The sequence below is a fragment of the Ureibacillus sp. FSL K6-0165 genome, assembly GCF_038004285.1.
Taxonomy (GTDB): domain Bacteria; phylum Bacillota; class Bacilli; order Bacillales_A; family Planococcaceae; genus Ureibacillus; species Ureibacillus thermosphaericus.
On the sequence record NZ_JBBOQS010000001.1, the window covers coordinates 808,641 to 825,968 of the forward strand.

At 35.8% G+C, this 17,328-nt stretch carries 20 protein-coding genes and 1 riboswitch; of the genes, 10 read left to right on the forward strand and 10 right to left on the reverse strand.

Features of this window, described 5'->3' with window-relative positions:
- Window positions 1-3: 3 nt before the first annotated feature.
- Genes NST00_RS04025 through NST00_RS04040 form a run of 4 tightly spaced genes read right to left on the reverse strand, consistent with a single transcriptional unit; the run spans window position 4 to window position 4,036 of the window.
- Window positions 4-753 carry an ABC transporter permease gene (locus NST00_RS04025; RefSeq protein ID WP_168412080.1) on the reverse strand — a complete coding sequence of 250 codons (750 nt, stop codon included), beginning with the start codon at window positions 751-753 and terminating at the stop codon, window positions 4-6.
- Window positions 750-1,499, reverse strand: a complete 750-nt coding sequence (locus NST00_RS04030; RefSeq protein ID WP_168412081.1) for an ABC transporter ATP-binding protein — start codon at window positions 1,497-1,499, stop codon at window positions 750-752. Before NST00_RS04030 ends, NST00_RS04025 begins: the two co-directional genes overlap by 4 nt.
- A 12-nt stretch (window positions 1,500-1,511) precedes the next feature.
- Window positions 1,512-2,951: an acyl-CoA reductase gene (locus NST00_RS04035; RefSeq protein WP_340709654.1), complete on the reverse strand. Its 1,440-nt coding sequence runs from the start codon at window positions 2,949-2,951 to the stop codon at window positions 1,512-1,514.
- On the reverse strand, window positions 2,948-4,036 hold the full coding sequence (locus NST00_RS04040; protein WP_339287673.1) for a LuxE/PaaK family acyltransferase: 1,089 nt from the start codon (window positions 4,034-4,036) through the stop codon (window positions 2,948-2,950). The genes NST00_RS04035 and NST00_RS04040 overlap by 4 nt, the downstream gene beginning before the upstream one ends.
- 53 nt (window positions 4,037-4,089) lie before the next feature.
- Window positions 4,090-4,201, reverse strand: a riboswitch (TPP riboswitch).
- A gap of 167 nt (window positions 4,202-4,368) precedes the next feature.
- Between NST00_RS04040 and NST00_RS04045 the strand changes: the two genes are divergently transcribed.
- From NST00_RS04045 to NST00_RS04060, 4 genes are all read left to right on the forward strand, one after another.
- Window positions 4,369-4,821 carry a MarR family winged helix-turn-helix transcriptional regulator gene (locus tag NST00_RS04045; RefSeq protein ID WP_016839016.1) on the forward strand — a complete coding sequence of 151 codons (453 nt, stop codon included), beginning with the start codon at window positions 4,369-4,371 and terminating at the stop codon, window positions 4,819-4,821.
- A gap of 20 nt (window positions 4,822-4,841) precedes the next feature.
- Window positions 4,842-5,363 carry a GNAT family N-acetyltransferase gene (locus tag NST00_RS04050; protein WP_016839017.1) on the forward strand — a complete coding sequence of 174 codons (522 nt, stop codon included), beginning with the start codon at window positions 4,842-4,844 and terminating at the stop codon, window positions 5,361-5,363.
- 5 nt (window positions 5,364-5,368) lie between these two features.
- The gene (locus NST00_RS04055; RefSeq protein ID WP_016839018.1) at window positions 5,369-6,013 is read left to right on the forward strand and encodes an FMN-binding negative transcriptional regulator; all 645 of its coding nucleotides are present in this window, start codon (window positions 5,369-5,371) and stop codon (window positions 6,011-6,013) included.
- 628 nt (window positions 6,014-6,641) lie between these two features.
- Complete coding sequence (locus tag NST00_RS04060) at window positions 6,642-7,832, forward strand: MFS transporter (protein WP_016839020.1); 1,191 nt, start codon at window positions 6,642-6,644, stop codon at window positions 7,830-7,832.
- Between the two features lie 156 nt (window positions 7,833-7,988).
- Here NST00_RS04060 and NST00_RS04065 read toward each other — a convergent pair whose 3' ends face one another.
- From NST00_RS04065 to NST00_RS04080, 4 genes are all read right to left on the reverse strand, one after another.
- On the reverse strand, window positions 7,989-8,339 hold the full coding sequence (locus NST00_RS04065; protein WP_168412086.1) for a winged helix-turn-helix transcriptional regulator: 351 nt from the start codon (window positions 8,337-8,339) through the stop codon (window positions 7,989-7,991).
- A gap of 227 nt (window positions 8,340-8,566) precedes the next feature.
- Window positions 8,567-9,058 carry a hypothetical protein gene (locus NST00_RS04070; RefSeq protein ID WP_096550141.1) on the reverse strand — a complete coding sequence of 164 codons (492 nt, stop codon included), beginning with the start codon at window positions 9,056-9,058 and terminating at the stop codon, window positions 8,567-8,569.
- Window positions 9,059-9,212: 154 nt separating this feature from the next.
- A complete protein-coding gene (locus NST00_RS04075) occupies window positions 9,213-9,587 on the reverse strand; it encodes an ArsR/SmtB family transcription factor (protein WP_016839025.1) in 375 nt (124 codons plus the stop codon).
- Window positions 9,588-10,007: an SRPBCC family protein gene (locus tag NST00_RS04080; protein ID WP_016839027.1), complete on the reverse strand. Its 420-nt coding sequence runs from the start codon at window positions 10,005-10,007 to the stop codon at window positions 9,588-9,590. It abuts the gene before it with no gap.
- 228 nt (window positions 10,008-10,235) lie between these two features.
- On the opposite strand from NST00_RS04080, the gene NST00_RS04085 reads away from it, so the two are divergent.
- Both NST00_RS04085 and NST00_RS04090 read left to right on the forward strand, forming a co-directional pair.
- The gene (locus NST00_RS04085) at window positions 10,236-10,481 is read left to right on the forward strand and encodes a PepSY domain-containing protein (protein ID WP_016839029.1); all 246 of its coding nucleotides are present in this window, start codon (window positions 10,236-10,238) and stop codon (window positions 10,479-10,481) included.
- A gap of 246 nt (window positions 10,482-10,727) precedes the next feature.
- Entirely contained in the window at window positions 10,728-11,597 is an 870-nt protein-coding gene (locus NST00_RS04090; RefSeq protein ID WP_016839031.1) for an AraC family transcriptional regulator, read from the forward strand.
- Between the two features lie 84 nt (window positions 11,598-11,681).
- Here NST00_RS04090 and mscL read toward each other — a convergent pair whose 3' ends face one another.
- Window positions 11,682-12,077: a large conductance mechanosensitive channel protein MscL gene (gene mscL, locus NST00_RS04095; RefSeq protein ID WP_016839032.1), complete on the reverse strand. Its 396-nt coding sequence runs from the start codon at window positions 12,075-12,077 to the stop codon at window positions 11,682-11,684.
- A gap of 151 nt (window positions 12,078-12,228) precedes the next feature.
- On the opposite strand from mscL, the gene NST00_RS04100 reads away from it, so the two are divergent.
- Window positions 12,229-12,804 carry a hypothetical protein gene (locus NST00_RS04100; protein WP_016839034.1) on the forward strand — a complete coding sequence of 192 codons (576 nt, stop codon included), beginning with the start codon at window positions 12,229-12,231 and terminating at the stop codon, window positions 12,802-12,804.
- A gap of 398 nt (window positions 12,805-13,202) precedes the next feature.
- On the opposite strand, the gene NST00_RS04105 is transcribed toward NST00_RS04100, so the two are convergent.
- A complete protein-coding gene (locus NST00_RS04105) occupies window positions 13,203-14,327 on the reverse strand; it encodes an IS4 family transposase (RefSeq protein ID WP_339287653.1) in 1,125 nt (374 codons plus the stop codon).
- Between the two features lie 192 nt (window positions 14,328-14,519).
- Between NST00_RS04105 and NST00_RS04110 the strand changes: the two genes are divergently transcribed.
- The 3 genes from NST00_RS04110 (at window position 14,520) to NST00_RS04120 (ending at window position 17,220) form a co-directional block, all read left to right on the forward strand.
- Window positions 14,520-15,383, forward strand: coding sequence for a thermonuclease family protein (locus tag NST00_RS04110; protein WP_016839036.1), 864 nt, complete (start codon window positions 14,520-14,522; stop codon window positions 15,381-15,383).
- A gap of 175 nt (window positions 15,384-15,558) precedes the next feature.
- On the forward strand, window positions 15,559-16,119 hold the full coding sequence (locus NST00_RS04115; protein WP_016839038.1) for a DUF4256 domain-containing protein: 561 nt from the start codon (window positions 15,559-15,561) through the stop codon (window positions 16,117-16,119).
- Between the two features lie 267 nt (window positions 16,120-16,386).
- Complete coding sequence (locus tag NST00_RS04120) at window positions 16,387-17,220, forward strand: SPL family radical SAM protein (RefSeq protein WP_168412088.1); 834 nt, start codon at window positions 16,387-16,389, stop codon at window positions 17,218-17,220.
- The last annotated feature ends 108 nt before the right edge of the window (window positions 17,221-17,328 follow it).

The following is a 17,328-nucleotide window of genomic DNA, read 5'->3' on the forward strand; positions in this document are numbered from 1 at the left end:
CTTTCATATCTCCTTCTTCAATCTTTTCATCCACATTTTTTCAAGCCAAGATACAGTTAAGTAAAGAATCATACCGAAAATTGTTAATAAAATTAATGTGGCAAACATAAGGGCGGTATCCATCATTGCTTGGGTTGCGATAATAAGCGCCCCTAGTCCTTCACTGCCGCCGATAAATTCTCCGACAACCGCCCCCACAATTGCAAGGACAACCGAAACACGAAGTCCAGCTAAAATGCCCAGCATACCAGAAGGAATTTTTAAGTGAATTAATGTTTGTAGCCGTGTTGCACCAAGCATTTTAAATAGTTCCTGCTTTTGTATATCGCTTAACTGAATAGCTGTTACTGTATTTTCAAGCAATGGGAAAAAGCATACAAGCGCAGTAATAACAACTTTGGACGTCATGCCGAAGCCAAACCAAAGAATAAATAACGGAGCCAATGCCAGCTTGGGAACTGCTTGACTCGCTATAATATAAGGAAACAGAAGCTTACGTAAAAAGGCCACTTCTCCCATTAGAACTCCTACCGTAAATCCAGCTACACCACCAAAAAAGAGACCAAGAATTACCTCAGCGGCAGTCCGCTGAATATGCTGTGTAAAATAGCCGCTTAAAAGTCCATCAACAAGGGTGAGTACTATTACAGAAGGAGCTGGTAATACAAGTTCGGAATAGGACTTGGATGTTACTTCCCAAATAACTAGTAAAAAAATGAATAATAAGAATGAATAAACGGATGTTTTTTTCATAAGCGTTCACCATTCATCACTTGACGTAACGTGAAACATAGTTCGTTAAAATAAGGCTCATATCTCATTTCCATTCTACGTGGGCGTTCAAGCATGATGGGGGTTTGATAGACAATTTCTCCATGTGCCATGACAGCAACTCTATCGGATAAATATACAGCTTCCGCAATATCATGGGTAATAAAGAGCACAGTAATATTATGCATATAGCACATTCTTAAAAGATCATCTTGCAGTTCTTCTCTTGTAATGGCATCTAATGCTGCAAAAGGCTCGTCCAAAAATAATAAAGAAGGCTTTTGCATTAAGGCTCTTGCAAGAGCGACCCGGCTTTGTTGTCCACCGGAAAGCTGTAAAGGGTAACAATCTCGATAAGAGGCTAACCCAACAAGCTCTAAGTATTCCATTGCCTGCTCCATATCCTCACTTCTGATTTTCCGTTTCAATTTAATAGGGAGAAGCACATTTTCAATAACTGTTTTCCATTCCAATAGAGTTGGAGTTTGAAAGACAAAACTACAATTAGGTAAAGGTTTGATTACTTCCTTTCCTTGCAGGCGAATGCTTCCATTCTCAGATGAAAGCAGGCCAGCAGCAAGCTTTAATAAGGTCGTTTTTCCGCAGCCACTTTTTCCAAGCAGACAATGAAACTCTCCTTTATTGATTTCCCAGCTAATCCCACGTAAAATTTGATTTTTTCCTTGTTCGTAACTGTACGTTACATCCTCCATTACCAAAAAACTCATATTAAAAACCTCCTAATCAACATAAGGAGCAAATTGTTCACTATCCACTATTGCCGATGATTCGATGTCTACCATTTGAATTAAATCCATTAGATTGAAGCGTCCATCATGATGCCAACCTGCTTCAGGGGAAGTCATTTTTCCTAGTGCTGTGATTCGTGTTACGCCAACGTTAGCCAACAACTCTGCCCAGTGGAAAAGTTCTTTAGGGGTTGCGGCCATACCAATCGTTTGAAGAAATGAGCGGTATGGCTTGATGTATGGCAGAATGTCTTCTAATTTTTCAAAAGAAATAACCCGAATAACTCGATTCAACGGGCTTGCCGTAAAAACTTTTTCCTCTTCTTCAAAAACAACCGTCCATTGATGTGTGGAAGTTCCAAGCACTTCTTTTCCTGTTTCTGTAAAAGTGCTCATTTCTTCCTTTTGCCGCCATGAAGCAAGGGCAACTGATTCTTCCATGGAAAGCTTACGCCTTGGATAACGCTTTTCGAAGTTTTCTAGCTCCCCCGCAATCAAGCGGGCAAATTCCACTGGCGATACTTTTCCGCCTTTTTGCACATAAAATAAGTGCGGTGAGTAACAACCTTGCTGATCGTAACGAATGACATCAAGTGCGGCTTGATGAGCAATTCGCCATGCTTTGTGCGCATCTAAGGCAGATTTTGAAATGATGCCAAAGCTTACTTTATGACCAAAAGGTAAAAAGCGAGTAGTAATGGGAACTTGTTTTTTTAAAGCTTGCAGCGTTTCGTTGTTACCGTATCCGATAACGAGATTCGACTTTTCAAATATCATCTTCTCTCGCTTTTCATCGCCGCCTTTCCACCACACAACTGCAAAGCAATTGGCAAGACTCGGCTCGGCCTCTGCTAAGGCTTTTGCAAACCAGCCGGCAAAAAGAGGTTCAGAACTTGAAACTTTTCCGATATTTCCTGCTTTTACTAGCAGACCAGATACGAAACTCCAAATAGGCAGTGCTGGAACATTCCCTGCCCATACATGGGTAATGAGTTCTGGTCCAATTGCTTTTGAAAAACCACCTTTTGCGCGCGGCTGAAAATGATCTAATAATAATGGATTTCCTAAATCTTCTACTAGGAAACGCTGGAGTTCGTGCTTGCGAAATGTTTTTAAAAAAGATGTAAGACCAAGGCGAATTACCTCCTCATCATAGCCGGTGACAATCGGAAGCAACTTTTCCGCCTGCTGTCGATAAGATGAACTGCGGTCCAAAAATTGTTCCGTTACATAACCGATGATGTCCACTACTGTTGATACCGACAGTGATTTTAAGATTTCCGCACTTTCTCTTTTCACCGTGTCAATGACCCTCTGCATTTGCTCTAATGTAAGGAGAGGCAGTTCCACTTCTAAATCCTGAAACTTCAGGATTTTCTTATCAAATTTCGTTTCTGCGATATTTGGAATATATCCAGCTGTTATTCTCATTTTGCTGTTCCTTTCGCCAATTGAATAAACTCTTCTACCGCTAGCGAGCATCCCCTTGCCTCGGCACCTTGAACTCTACCGAACAGATAAAATCCTTCATCAACCGCCATTCCTACATCTTCAGTAGCAACCGCCATTACGGAATTAAAGTTCGCTAAATCATAATGAACTAAAACACCACGTTCTCCTTCTGGAACCTCTTCACCTGTTAACGGATTGATGACTCTCGTACGAATCCAACTAGGTCCAGTTTTTATAGATGGAACGACCTCATTGCCATCATCATAAAATTGCGTGCTTAGCTCTGTTATGCCGTACATATTAATACAATTGCTTCTATCTACACCGAAATATCTTTCAAGCAACTGATAAAATTCATTTAAATCCAATTCCTTTGATTTATTTTTATAACCACCAGTATCAAGAATTTTGCTTCCCTTCGGCAGATTAAACGTTTTTCCTAAACGCTCCAATTCCTCAAACAAATGAACAAAACTGAAACTTGCTCCGAGCAAAGCAAATGGTTCTCCTGTTTTTTCGGCATGTTCCAACTCACTGATGATTTTTTGAATATGTACGCCGTTCTCTTTTAATAAATAGCAGCTGTCCTCTGTGCCAAACTCTTTCATGACAAGAGCTAAATAATGGGCTAAGGATGAGTGCGGCATTTTCTCTTCAGTTGGAAACAAAATTCCCATGCGGATGCGATTTGTTTCTTTCATAAACCGTTCTTTAAAGTTGATAATCATGGAAAGTTCTCTGATTTCGAGAGTGGAATGAAAGTGTTTGCCTTGTTTTCCTTGGGTTGTTCCGCTTGTCATAAAGACTCTAACCGCTGCCTCTGGATCTGAACATGTCAATGGAACCTCTTTAAAGGCACTCATCGGCACATAAGGAATGTCTCGCCAATTTTTCACAAGCCGCGGTGTCTTTCCTTTTTGGCGGCAAAATGTTTGATAGGGGAGATTATGTTTGTATTGATAATTAAAAATATGTAAAGCCAAGCTATTAAACTCTTCTTCTGAAGCTTGATTCTTTTTGATAAATTGAGAAAGTTCCTCTATGATTTCTCGTTGCTGAGTCATCGGTTTTCACCCTTTCCGCAAAATAAAATGCACTCTGCCTAAGCAAAGTGCATAATTCGACTTACTACACTCCCTGCGCTGGCATTACCCAAATCAGGTTCAAACGGTCAACGACGGATTAGTCGTACTCTCAGCCTGCTTCCGCAAGCCCCCGGTTAATATATTCAATTTCAATATAAAGTCTACTTATTCTTATGAAAGATTGCAAATTCTTTTGAATTATCACCCTAAAATTATGTAGATATTCAATTATTTTTTGTTGCAAATGCAACAAAGTTTGATTAAAATGAATTAAAAATATTGCATTTGCAATAAAAATGAAGGAGTTCATTATGAAAGAAGTTCTTCGTGAAATTGGGATGATAGCACGAGCACTAGATTCAATCAGTAATATCGAGTTTAAAGAATATGACTTAACAAAAGGTCAGTATTTGTACCTTGTACGAATATGTGAGAACCCAGGAATTATTCAAGAAAAGTTGGCTGAAATGATCAAAGTGGATCGGACAACTGCATCACGCGCAATAAAAAAACTAGAAATGAACGGATTTGTTGAAAAGCGAGAGGATCCACAAAATAAAAAAATTAAGAAACTCTATGCGACCGAGAAAGGCAATAATGTTTATCCGTTTTTAATAAGAGAACATGATCATTCTAACGCTGTAGCTTTACAAGGATTATCTGAAGTAGAAGTGGAAACATTATTCAATCTTTTGCAGCGGGTAAGAAAAAATGTTGAAAAAGATTGGGAATACGTTAAGAAGGGAAACAAACGAAATTATTGATATGAGGAGAGATGTTCACTATGACAATCAAAATAAAAACATGTACCCTTGAAGATTTGCACACATTACAAGAAGTGGGCATTGAAACGTTTTATTACACATTTAAAGATCAAAATTCACCTGAAAATATGAAAGTATATTTAGAAAAGGCATTTAATATAAAACAATTAGAGAAAGAGCTATCCAATATTCATTCACAATTTTTCTTTGTCTATTACCAAAATGAATTGGCGGGTTACTTAAAAGTCAATAGTGATGATGCTCAGACGGAAAAAATGGGCGATGAATTCCTTGAAATTGAAAGAATTTATATTCGAGAGAAATTTCAGAAGCATGGACTTGGTAAATCCTTGCTAAATAAAGCGATTGAAGTTGCAAAGGAATGGAATAAAAAGAAAATTTGGCTTGGGGTTTGGGAAAAGAACGAAAATGCAATTGGTTTTTATAAGAAAATGGGATTTGTTCAAAAAGGATCTCACTGTTTTCATATGGGCGATGAAGAACAGACTGACTTGATTATGATCAAAACATTGGAAGGTTGATTAACATGTACATACCGAAATATTTTAGGGTGACGGATATAGACGAAATTATTGATTTTATTCAGAAAAACTCCTTCGGCACGATTGTTTCGACATTTGAAAATAAACCAATTGCTACTCATTTACCGTTGGAGTTGCGAAAGCAAGGGGATGATTATTATATAACGGGACATTTAGCTATCAACAACCCTCAATGGAAAAGCTTTGAATCACAAAATGAAAACGTGCTTGTAATTTACCAAGGTCCACACGCATATATCTCATCATCTTGGTATAGCCATGAAAATGTACCAACTTGGAATTATCAAGCTGTCCATGTTTATGGAAAAGCTAGTATTATGAACGAAACTGAGTTAGAAGAAGATCTTATTTTATTATTAAAAAAATATGAAGGGCATCGTAACAATCCTGTATTATGGGAAAATCTTTCTGCTCAAACAAAAAAACAAATCAAAGGAATTGTTGGAATAAAAATTAAAATTCAAGAATTGCAAGCTGCCTATAAATTAAGTCAAAACCGAAATGAAGAGGATTATCTGAACATCATTGAAAAATTGGAATGCGAAGGCGATTTAAGCTCTAAACAAATGGCAAAAGTAATGAAAAGAAGAATAAAAAATAAAAAAGGCGAGTTAGGAAAATCTGAATAACAAGATGAGAATATTAGAATAGAAATTGAGGAGGAGCTGGGACAAAATCCTCCTAAATAGAAAAATAGCCCATGAAGTTTTGCACATTGCAAAATTTCATGGGTTTATATTTTTTTAGGTTTTAAAAAACTTTCAGGATATCCATTACATTCATCATGTACAAAAGTAAAAGAAGGATTCTCCTTTTTTATTATATTTAAGCCAGTTAAGTATCAACTTCTTTTCTATTAATTAAATGGAAGAATTTAATAACATTAACAGAATATTTGATACAAGCCAGAACGGAGAAAAGAGGGAAGTAAATATTAAATTTTATAGTCTTAACCTTGCTACATCTCCAATAGTATCTTCAAAGAAACTAAACCACATTAAAGTGCCTACTTATCACTTTCATACTTCATTGGCATAATGGATTTCGTTGAACAAAACAATTTAATGGAGGGATTTAAAACAAAACTTGCAACAAAAGATTATCGAATCGGGTCCTTGGGAACGACATGGTGAACTTGTTTTTGGCAGGAGCCCATTCGTTATGAATAAGAAGATATTCAACAAGTATGTGAAGATTATAGAAACGGTACTTTTTTGAATGAATCTAATTAAAGCATAAAGAAAGTTGGGATATTAGATGAAAAAAAGTGTCTTATTAATTATCGCTTTATTTATGGCTTCGCTAAATCTACGTCCAGCTATTAACTCAATCGCCCCTTTACTAGAGAGCATTAGAACAGATCTTGGAATGAGTGCAGCTGTCGCAAGTTTGTTGACTGCCATTCCAGTGCTTTGTATGGGTCTTTTTTCTCCAATCGCCGTGAAAGCTGGGGGAAAATGGGGAATTGAACGGGTAATCGGCTTATCGCTTTTAATTATTGGAGTTGGTACTGTTATTCGTTTGTTCACAGATTCTGTATCATTTCTAGTAACAACAGCTATAATTGCAGGTATCGGTATCGCTTTGATAGGTCCACTGTTGTCTGGTTTCATTAAAGAGCATTTTCCTAATCAAGTACCTTTTATGGTTTCAGTATATACCGTAGCTCTGACTTTGGGGGCAGCAATTAGTTCTGCACTCTCTACATCGCTAGAGAATAGCTTTAACTCCTGGCAAACTTCCCTTGCATTTTGGGCAATTATAGCATTTGTAGCTGCAGTTATCTGGTGGTTATTTGTAAATCAACAAGTCAAAAAATCAGCTCACACTGCTACTTCTGGAACAAAAGTTCAATTGCCGTGGGGGAACGGTAAAGCATGGATTCTTACATTGTCCTTTGGTCTGATGGGTATGCTATTTTACTCAATTACGGCATGGCTACCTCAAATCATCCAAGGAATGGGGTACACGAAAGATTACGCCGCAATCGCATTAACAATTTTCGTAGTCGTGCAAATACCAGTTAGCCTAGTGCTTCCAATTTTGTTAAGAAGGTTTCACTCCCGTCGTTTCTGGTTGATTGTAGAATCCATAATAGAACTTGTTGGATTTATTTTACTCGTGCTAAATATTGAACCGTTGCTAGCTTCTGCATTGATAGGTATTGGAGCAGGCGGATTGTTTCCTTTAAATCTTCTTTTGCCAATTGATGCTACAGATAACGCTCATGAAGCAGCCTCTTGGTCGGCCATGATACAATCTGCTGGTTATGTAATTGGTGCATTAGGTCCTATTATTCTCGGTTGGATTTATGACGCAACGAACAGCTTTACTTCTGCAGTAGTTGGAATGATAGTGATTGTTCTAATAATGATGATTTTTCAATTTGCAGCAACCGCAAAAAGAAGTGTTAACACATTACACATTCAAGGGGAAAGCACAAGATAGTGGTGAGAAGCAGACCGTCGTTTAAGCAAGTCATTTTATTGCAGGTTGAAATGAAGGTTAAAATAATTGGATATTGAACCAGAATGTGAATGATTCTTTCTTTTATTTTTTGAAAACACCCAGCTATCTAGTGAAGAAACTGGGTGTTTTCAGTATTTATTTACTCATCGATTCATTCATTTTTTGTTTTTTATGCTGGATATGGTTTGTTCCCCATTCGTGCATTGCGTGTAAGATTGGTTCTAAGCTCCGGCCGTACTCGGTAATCGAATATTCCACTTTAGGAGGAACCTGTGGATAGACAACACGCTGAATAATATCCTCGTTTTCTAACTCACGTAATTGATTGGTCAGCATTTTTTGTGTAATTCCAGGTATACTTCGTTTTAAATCACTAAATCTTTGAGTACCATTCTTCAATAAATGCAATAAGATAATGGGTTTCCATTTTCCGACTAATATGCCTAAAGCATCTTCAACACGACAAAGATCTGGTTCTATATTCATTCTAATTACCCCTTTAGTATCTTTTTGTCAATTATGATGCTTTTTAGTTTGTACTTCTTTTTTTTACTTTACTGACTATATTAGCATTGTGAACAGAAATTTGAAAGAGGGGTTCTAGAGGAGTGCTTAAATACGATAGAACGCATAATTGGTGAAATAAGTAATATCCCCAATTGTAAGAAGATCTTCTAACGATTGGGGATTGTCATCATGGAGAAATAGTAAGTTTAACATAAAACGATGATTCGATATGGAGTAGTTTGTGCAGGGATGCTACGAGTTGTTGGACCATAGATCACGACTAAATCGCGGTTTCCAGGATATTTTGAAAAGAACTGACCATTTGTTAACAATATGGGAGTAGAAGGGGTTAAATGTAATTGTAATTGGCCATCACTGCTTAATAGTTGATGATTAAAATAACTTACTTTAACGTTTCGATTCGGATACTCTTTTACCATTACAATCGTTTGATATCGAGGTGGGTAAATGAGGATGGCGGGTAAGTCTCCATCATAATAACCAGTCACCTTATCCCCAATTTTGACTGTTTCTTGATCAATGAAGTAAGTTGAAGGGGAAACAATAAAATGAACAATTAAACCATCGTCATTTTCAACGGTAAACAATTTATTGCAGCCCTCAATTTCATCACGTTGACCTGTAAAAAAATCGCTAATGGCAGTAACAGTTCCACTGAATGAATAAAAATTTGTCATAGAAACCTCCAATAAAATTATGGGGGAATACCAGTTATAATTGATTACACATTGCCTTTGGATAATGTAAATTGAGAAAAGCTTTTTGGATTTAAATCATTATATGTTGGAAAGATGTAAAAAGACTTTGGATAAAACTTACAAAGACCCGAATTTATGTTTTCGGGTCTTTTTGTGTTTCAGATTTTATTAATTTGATTTCCGAATCTTCCGAGTTTTCCACAACATGTTTTAATGTTGTAAGTTTGTTTTCCCAAAACTTTTCATAAAAAGCAAGCCATTGTTTTAATTCTTTCAACGGCTCCGGATGAAGCCAATATATTTTTTCTCTACCTACTTTTCTCCCACTAACCAGTTCTGCTTCTGTAAGAATCCGTAAATGTTTGGAAATGGCTGTGCGACTAATGGGAAAGTGGGATGTAATCTCTGAAATTGCTAATTCCTTTTCAGCAAGTAGCTTCAAGATTTCTCTACGGGTTGGGTCAGCAATTGCATGGAATACGTCGTGTTTTTGTTGAGAAGCGCTCACTTAGTTCTCCAAAGTTTTGCGAAGCGTTTCAAGAATTGTAATCCAGCCACCATTCATTCTCTCGCGAACTACAGAAGCTTTTTCATTCGCTTTTTTAATTAGTTCGTCAGACTCTTTCCAACCACCATGAATAAGTGTGAATTCAGTTTTTTCACCTAACTCTTTTAAATTAAAGGTAACAAACCAACCCTCTGTATCCCATGTAAAAGAAAGACGATGTGGTGGCTCAATTTCGGTTACTTTACAAGGAGAAGGACCAAAAGGAGATTGCAAATGGAATTCATGACCAACTTCTGCTATAAAATCATTTGGCATGAACCATGCTGCAATGCCTTCTGCAGTCGATACTTGTTCCCACACTTTTTGGATAGGTGCGTTAATAATGACTGTTTGTTGAATATTTGGCAATGTTTTTTCCATTAAAAATCCCACTTTCTTTCAGTTAATATAAAACCATTTGGTTTCGTTTTTTTGCATTATATAAAACCTTTTGTTTACATGTCAAATGCATCTTTTAAATGTTTAAGATGATTTTGCTAAAAGAATAGTCCAGGAACCCGACTATTTATGCATGCATATACATAAACCAGTTAGATTTAACGGGTCAAACCGTTAAACAAGCAATAAACATAAAGGGAGGACTACTTTTTGAATCAGTACTCTTCATATGGTCAAGGATCTAGGTTTAATCAAAGGGTAACAATGCAACAAGCTCAACAAATCGCCCTTCAAGCCGTACCCGGAAGAGTAATGCATATCGATATGGACTTAGAAAATGGTGTTTTAGTTTATGAAGTTTTTATTATGACAGAACAGGGACAAATTTTTGAAGTGGAGATTCTCGCAAGAAATGGGCGAATCATCAAAATCGATCAAGAAAATGATTATGATTAATGATTTTTCATCATTTACGAAATAGGCTACTACGGCTTATTTCGTTTTTTATTTTCAAGCTGTATTGAATAGTATGGATGGTTTATTGTATAGGTTATAATCTGAAAAAGTGTTTTTCGGAATAATAAAAGACTATTCGTGATTCGAATCCAGTTCATTTCATCATTATCCGATAAAAGTCATTCTAAGAATATCGGGTACGAAAATGAGTCAGATACTAAACTAAAAACTGAAGGAGGGAGGAAAATGCTAAAAAGTCTTAATGAAGCGTTAGAATATATTGAAGCTCACTTGAATGACGAAATAGATGAAAGGGAGATAGAGAAAATTACAGGGACTTCGATTTATCATTTTAGACGTATTTTTTCATTTCTTTCAGGAATGACTCTAGGTGAATATATTCGAAATAGAAAATTATCTAACGCTACCTTTGATTTGCAAAATGAGGGAATGAGTGTCACGGAAGCCGCATTTAAATATGGATATGAATCGGTAGACGGATTTTCTCGTGCTTTTAAAGAATGGGCAGGTATTAGTCCGTCTGAAGTAAAAAAATCAACGAAGCTAAAAGCATTTCCAAAGCTCTCCTTCCAATTAACCATAAAGGGAGGAATCGATATGGATTATAGAATCGAGAAAAAGGAATCCTTTAAAATTGTAGGAAAGAAAAAAAGAGTTCCCATTCAATTTAAAGGAATTAATCAAGAAATAGTAGAATTAGCAAAGAGCATTACCCCAGAACAAAGGGAAAAATTAAGAAGCTATGCCAATATGGAACCATTCCAAGTCGTAAACGCATCTTATAATTTAGATGATGGATGTATGGAGGAAAAAGGAAGCCTTGATCATATGATTGGCTACTTAACTACAAAAAACTTAGATTTTGAAGAATTTGATGTCGTTGAAGTTCCTGCACTTACTTGGGCGATTTTTTCATCAAAAGGGCCATTTCCAAACGTCATGCAAGAGACTTGGGCGAAAGTTGCTTCAGAATGGCTACCTTCATCGGATTATGAATTAGTAGAAGCTCCCAACATTTCCTTTACAGGCGATTTAAGTGATATGAACAATGTGTATAGTGAGATTTGGTTTGCTGTAAAGAAAAAGGGAAGTTAAATTAATAGGATGAGTAAAAGAAATAGGCGTAACATATTTAAGAAAATATGTTATGCCTATTTTTTTACCCAATCACTACAAACTTTAATTATTTGTATTTTGGGCTTTTAATAAGTCGCGAATTTCCTTTAATAACTCTTCCTTCGTATCTAACTCAGGTGCGCTTTCTTCCACAGCTTCTTCTTTTTTCTTTTTTGCTATCTTATTTATGATTCGAATAAACATAAATATGGCAAAAGAAATGATTAAGAAGTCAATAACACTTTGAAGGAATATTCCAAAGGAAACAGTTGCATCTCCCACTTGCCATATAAATGACTTCGTAAAATCTATTCCTCCTGTAAGAATGCCGACAAGCGGCATGATAATGTTGTCCACTAGAGAAGAAACAATTTGTCCAAATGCAGCCCCAATCACGACCGCAATGGCAAGATCAATTACATTTCCTTTCATAGCGAATTCTTTAAATTCTTTCCACATAAAATAGCCTCCAATATTAATGCATTTCGTTAACCTATTCCCTTAAATATTATTTCATAAACCACTTAAGTTCTCAGGAATTAACAGATTGTGTATAATAAATATAGAAATATTTTCCATAGAACACTTAAATACCTGAGGGGTGGGAGAAATGAATGGAAATGAAATCAAAAATTTAAGAATGAAGCAATTAGCCGTTACAAATGTCATTTTGTTATCATGCCTTATACTTTTTTATTTAATGATATTTTTTTCAATGAACATTGCCCATATTCTTCTTGTACTAGGGATACTATGTTTCATTCATGCGGGTGTTCGGATGAAAAAAGGCGGGTCTACAAAGTCAATCATTCCAATTTATGAAAAAGTAGCGATCTATGAAAAAGAAAAACTAGGTGATGAATGGTATAAGCAGAGCAAATTAAAAAACATTGTTTATTTGATAATAGGTTGTATCGCATTCCTACAATCTTATATGAATTGGAATTCTACAGTGAATTTTCTCAAGCCAGATATGATTGGAATGTTTGTTGGAATCACAATTTTACTATTGATAACAGCAAATGTTTCGCTGCTTATCCACAATCGAAAAATTGATTATTCTTCAGTAAAGGAATTGAAGGGCTACACTTGGAAATCTGTACTTGTAGCAATTGTTTTAGGCATTGTACTTGCAATCGTATTCTTTACATTTATCTTTTCCTATGTAATTTCAAATATTATTTAAGAAGTTAAATTTTAATAACTCCATTATGAAACTAATAAGTTCATAATGGAGTTTATTATTTATAATATAGTCTGTTGTAGTGAGTTATGAAAGTCAATTATACTCTCTAATTTATTGATTCTTTGTAAATGCATTTTACAAAAATTTATTAATTTAATATGTTGGAATCGATAAATTCAATAATTATATTGCAAAGAAAAAACTTTATTTGTAATTGTTACAATAACAGTTAAATATTTTATATACTAATGAACACTACCGTCGCATAAATGATGTCTGAATTTTCAGTTTTATTTTTTCTGGACTTTAGAGAAAAAACGAAAACACCTAAGCGAGGGTAGTAAACATCCATTTTTTTACTATAACCTATGACTTGTGCAACAACGACTGGCAAACCTTTATGGGACGCCGTTTCCTTCGATTTTTCGTAACCAAATGTGAGCGGATTTCCACAAAGAAGCCTTCAAATAGCGACTAATTTGTAAGTAACTGCGTTCGCTATTCGTGTTCAGCTGAGCTAAAACATTCAGACAGTACACTATCATGGCTACGTACACTTGATTATGTACAGCTTGTTCACTGTGACCAAAAAACTTTTTAATGTTCAGATGTTGTTTCATCCATTTGAAAAAAAGTTCGATTGCCCAACGTGATTGGTAGATTTCTGCAATTTCATCTGCGTCAATGTCAAACCGATTTGTCAGTAAATGAAGCTCATTTCCTTTTGTATCATGCAATTTGAGTAAGCGAAACACGTTTTCAGAACGATTTTGTGGTGTTCCAATGACAACCATTTCATCAGAGAATACGGGTGAATCTTCTGGTAACGAAAAGGATTCTAACACTCGGACAACAGCGTTTTTACGCAAACGGGTCACAAAGAAATAGCCATCTTCCGTCATTTGATCAAAGCGCCCATAATCCAAGTAACCACGATCAAACACGTACATGCATTCTTTGTCATCCACGAATACTTCTAGTTGACCACGATCATGTTCGTTGGCATTCGTGAGTACGGCTTTATCTGGATAGGAGAGTCCTTTTTCCATAAAAACAAGTCGTAAGTGAAGCTTTACTCCTGATTTTGTTTTTCGAAACTCTGCCCACTTATGATTGGTCAAATTAAGCGGTAATGTACTCGAATCAATGATTTTCAAAGGCGTTGTCACTTTTCTTCTTGTTTGGAAATTGGTTTTCCGATGAATTTGTGCCACTAAATCGAGAAAAATCGTTTGAAAGAACTCAGTTGGGATGGTATTGATTCGTCTCCCTAACTGTGAAAAACTAATCGATTCCAATCCCGTTGCTCGTTGTAATTCTTCTAAAAAGACAGCGTCACTCAACGCCCGTAAACTCTCGGTTTCATGGAGTTGGGCATACAAAAGCAGTTTCATAAATGAAGCCATATAAAGCTTCTTGGTATAGTGATTTAATTGATGTGTTTTCACTAGGTCGTCAAATAATGGACGATTAATCGGTGAAAACCATTGTTCAAATGATGTTTTTCGTGTAAACTTATCCATGGTTTTGTCCTTTGTATTGGATTTGGATGGTTTACTACCACCCAACCATTATAAAGGATTTTTTTGTGTTTAGATTATATTTCAGAAAATTCGGTTTATTTGAAGGTGTTAAATTATTTTAATGCGACGCTAGTGACTAATGAAGTATTGTAGAAAAATGTATATGCCAATGCAACAAAGGAGAGAGCAACATTGAAAAAAAGAATGTTCCTACTATATGTTTTACTTTCCATCGTGATGTTATTTGGTTGTGCCAGTGAAGGTGCAGATTATTTAGATGAAAAAGAACTAGAGGATAATCTAATTGAGGATCGAGCGGATAAATCGACAGATGTTAACCCTAATGAAGAACAACAAATTCCGGTAAACTCTGAGCTGCCAGCGGATATTAAAACATTCGATGCGGAAGTCGTATCAGTTGTGGACGGAGATACTATTAAAGTAAAGATTAATGGAAAAGTAGAATCCGTAAGATTTTTACTTGTAGATACACCGGAAACAAACCATCCACGGCTCGGTGAACAACCCTTTGGCCAAGAGGCAAAAGCCTTTACGAAAAAGATGTTAGAAGGCAAAACTGTTCAACTTGAAAAAGATGTGAGTGAAAGGGATAAATACGGTCGCCTTTTATATTACGTTTATGTTGATGGGAAAAGTGTTCAAGAAGAATTGTTAAGAAATGGACTAGCAAGGGTTGCTTACGTCTATGTACCGAATACAAAATATGTAGACCGATACTATGAAATTCAAAAAGAGGCTCAAAAGAAAGGGATTGGTATTTGGAGCATTGAAAACTATGCACAAGAAGATGGATTTCATAAAGAAGTAATAGAAGAACATGTGGGGAATAATGAAAAAACAAATAATCAACCAAATTTAAACACCTCAGGAGATTGTAATATCAAAGGAAATATTTCATCAAATGGTGAAAAAATTTACCATATGCCGGGTCAACAATTTTATGATGTGACCAAAATCGATCTTTCAAAAGGTGAGCGATACTTCTGCAGTCGAGAAGAAGCTGAACAAGCAGGATTCAGACCAAGTCAAAGATAAACGTCAGAATAATTTTTGCTTCTACTATTTTGTAGAGGCATTTTTTTATCTCAATTGCTTTTTTAAATGATATCAGACTATATCCTTTTAAAAGGGGTAAAATAGAAAAGTAAAACGAAGATGATGCTTGTTGAGACCTTTGAATTGCAAAGAGGAAATATAGAGGAGGTTCTAAATGGAAAAACGCGAATTAACCGAGGAGCAAAAAGAAGAATTGTTTAACGTATTGAAAGAACGGTTTGAAAAAAATATGCATCGCCATGAAGGGCTTGACTGGAATCAAATTCAACAAAAGCTTGAAGCAAATCCTATGAAGCTATGGTCGTTACATGAAATGGAAAAAACGGAGGGCGAACCAGATGTCATCGGGTTTGATGAGAAGACAGGAGAATATCTTTTTTGTGATTGTTCGAAAGAAAGTCCTAAAGGACGCAGAAGCTTGTGCTACGATCGAGAGGCATTAGAAGCTAGGAAAAAGCATAAACCAGAAAATAGCGCCATGGATATGGCAAAAGAAATGGGAATTGAAATACTAACGGAAGAACAATATCGAGAACTGCAAAAGTTAGAGCCGTTTGATACAAAAACTTCCAGTTGGATAAAGACGCCGGCAGATATCCGAGAACGGGGTGGAGCTTTATTTTGTGATTATCGCTATGGCCACGTTTTTGTTTACCACAACGGAGCAGATTCTTATTACAGCTCAAGAGGATTTCGTGGATTATTAAAGGTATAATCAATTCGCAGTATTCAATCGAAAGAGATTAGGATAATCCTAAGTTCTTTCGATTTTTTCATCGTTATAACATTTTATTTAACGATGTATGTTGGAAATTATTTTCCTATATCAATTGTCATTTGTAAAGCTTTAGACTGTCTAAGAATATGGGCCAGAAGAAGAATGGCTACACTGAATGTGCCCTCCTTCATTGATTTTTTGAGCAATTCGCAGAATAACAGTAACATTACGTCGTTTGAAAGTTTACGGAAGGAGTAGACGATAATGGCTATCCAATTAAAAGAAATAAACTCAAAAAAGATTTTAACTGAAGCGACGGGATATTTAGATATCGGTTTTACTCATTCTTTAAATCCCTATAGTGGTTGTGCTTTCGCTTGCCGGTATTGTTATGTTCGAGAATTGCCAATCCAAAGGTTTAAAGGGATTCCATGGGGACAATGGATTGATATAAAAAAGAATGCAAGGGAAAATTATCGAAAAGAGATGAAAAGCCTTCGTCGAAAACAACAACCAGTAAATATTTATATGTCCTCTGCAACAGATCCTTATCAACCCTTAGAAAGGAAAGTTCAAATTACAAGGGGAGTATTGGAAGAGATGCTGGAATACCCACCTGATGTATTGGTCATTCAAACGAGAGGTACTTTAATAGAAAGAGATAAAGATTTACTTGTTGAACTGAAAGAAAAATGTAAGCTGATTGTTTCACTGACAATTGAAACTGATCGAGAGGATGTGAAACAAATTTTTGCTCCTTATGCCCCAAGTATTAACAAGAGATTAGAGGTTCTAAAAAAATTGCATGATGCTAATATTACAACACAAGCTGCCGTCTCCCCTGTATTACCATTTACTCATGAATTCCCAAAAAGGTTAAAAGATAAAGTGGATTATATTTGGATTGATACATTAACAATTGGCGACGGTGCGGACGGGAAACGTTCGTTGCGATTAAAAATGCCAGATCTTTTTGTAGAAAATCATTTTTCAGAATGGTACAAACAAGATTTACATATAAAAGTGGCGGAATATTTTAAGCGATATTTTCCAAACGAAATGATTCGGGTTTCTAAACAAGAAGCTTTTTTAAAATAAATATTCGTTTTAGAAAGTACATGAGAAATAATAGTCGGAATGTTCTGTTGGATAGATAAATTGTCACAAACATTTCATTACTATTATTCCTAAAATTAACAAAAACTA

Excerpts from the sequence above, each read along its gene's own strand:
- NST00_RS04030 (WP_168412081.1), bottom strand. The coding sequence starts at position 1,499 with ATGAGTTTTTTGGTAATGGAGGATGTAACGTACAGTTACGAACAAGGA.
- NST00_RS04055 (WP_016839018.1), top strand. The coding sequence starts at position 5,369 with ATGTACATACCGAAATATTTTAGGGTGACGGATATAGACGAAATTATT.
- NST00_RS04025 (WP_168412080.1), bottom strand. The coding sequence starts at position 753 with ATGAAAAAAACATCCGTTTATTCATTCTTATTATTCATTTTTTTACTA.
- NST00_RS04065 (WP_168412086.1), bottom strand. The coding sequence starts at position 8,339 with ATGAATATAGAACCAGATCTTTGTCGTGTTGAAGATGCTTTAGGCATA.
- NST00_RS04080 (WP_016839027.1), bottom strand. The coding sequence starts at position 10,007 with ATGGAAAAAACATTGCCAAATATTCAACAAACAGTCATTATTAACGCA.
- NST00_RS04100 (WP_016839034.1), top strand. The coding sequence starts at position 12,229 with ATGAATGGAAATGAAATCAAAAATTTAAGAATGAAGCAATTAGCCGTT.
- NST00_RS04050 (WP_016839017.1), top strand. The coding sequence starts at position 4,842 with ATGACAATCAAAATAAAAACATGTACCCTTGAAGATTTGCACACATTA.
- NST00_RS04090 (WP_016839031.1), top strand. The coding sequence starts at position 10,728 with ATGCTAAAAAGTCTTAATGAAGCGTTAGAATATATTGAAGCTCACTTG.
- NST00_RS04070 (WP_096550141.1), bottom strand. The coding sequence starts at position 9,058 with ATGACAAATTTTTATTCATTCAGTGGAACTGTTACTGCCATTAGCGAT.
- NST00_RS04035 (WP_340709654.1), bottom strand. The coding sequence starts at position 2,951 with ATGAGAATAACAGCTGGATATATTCCAAATATCGCAGAAACGAAATTT.
- mscL (WP_016839032.1), bottom strand. The coding sequence starts at position 12,077 with ATGTGGAAAGAATTTAAAGAATTCGCTATGAAAGGAAATGTAATTGAT.
- NST00_RS04060 (WP_016839020.1), top strand. The coding sequence starts at position 6,642 with ATGAAAAAAAGTGTCTTATTAATTATCGCTTTATTTATGGCTTCGCTA.
- NST00_RS04115 (WP_016839038.1), top strand. The coding sequence starts at position 15,559 with ATGGAAAAACGCGAATTAACCGAGGAGCAAAAAGAAGAATTGTTTAAC.
- NST00_RS04045 (WP_016839016.1), top strand. The coding sequence starts at position 4,369 with ATGAAAGAAGTTCTTCGTGAAATTGGGATGATAGCACGAGCACTAGAT.
- NST00_RS04120 (WP_168412088.1), top strand. The coding sequence starts at position 16,387 with ATGGCTATCCAATTAAAAGAAATAAACTCAAAAAAGATTTTAACTGAA.
- NST00_RS04105 (WP_339287653.1), bottom strand. The coding sequence starts at position 14,327 with ATGGATAAGTTTACACGAAAAACATCATTTGAACAATGGTTTTCACCG.
- NST00_RS04040 (WP_339287673.1), bottom strand. The coding sequence starts at position 4,036 with ATGACTCAGCAACGAGAAATCATAGAGGAACTTTCTCAATTTATCAAA.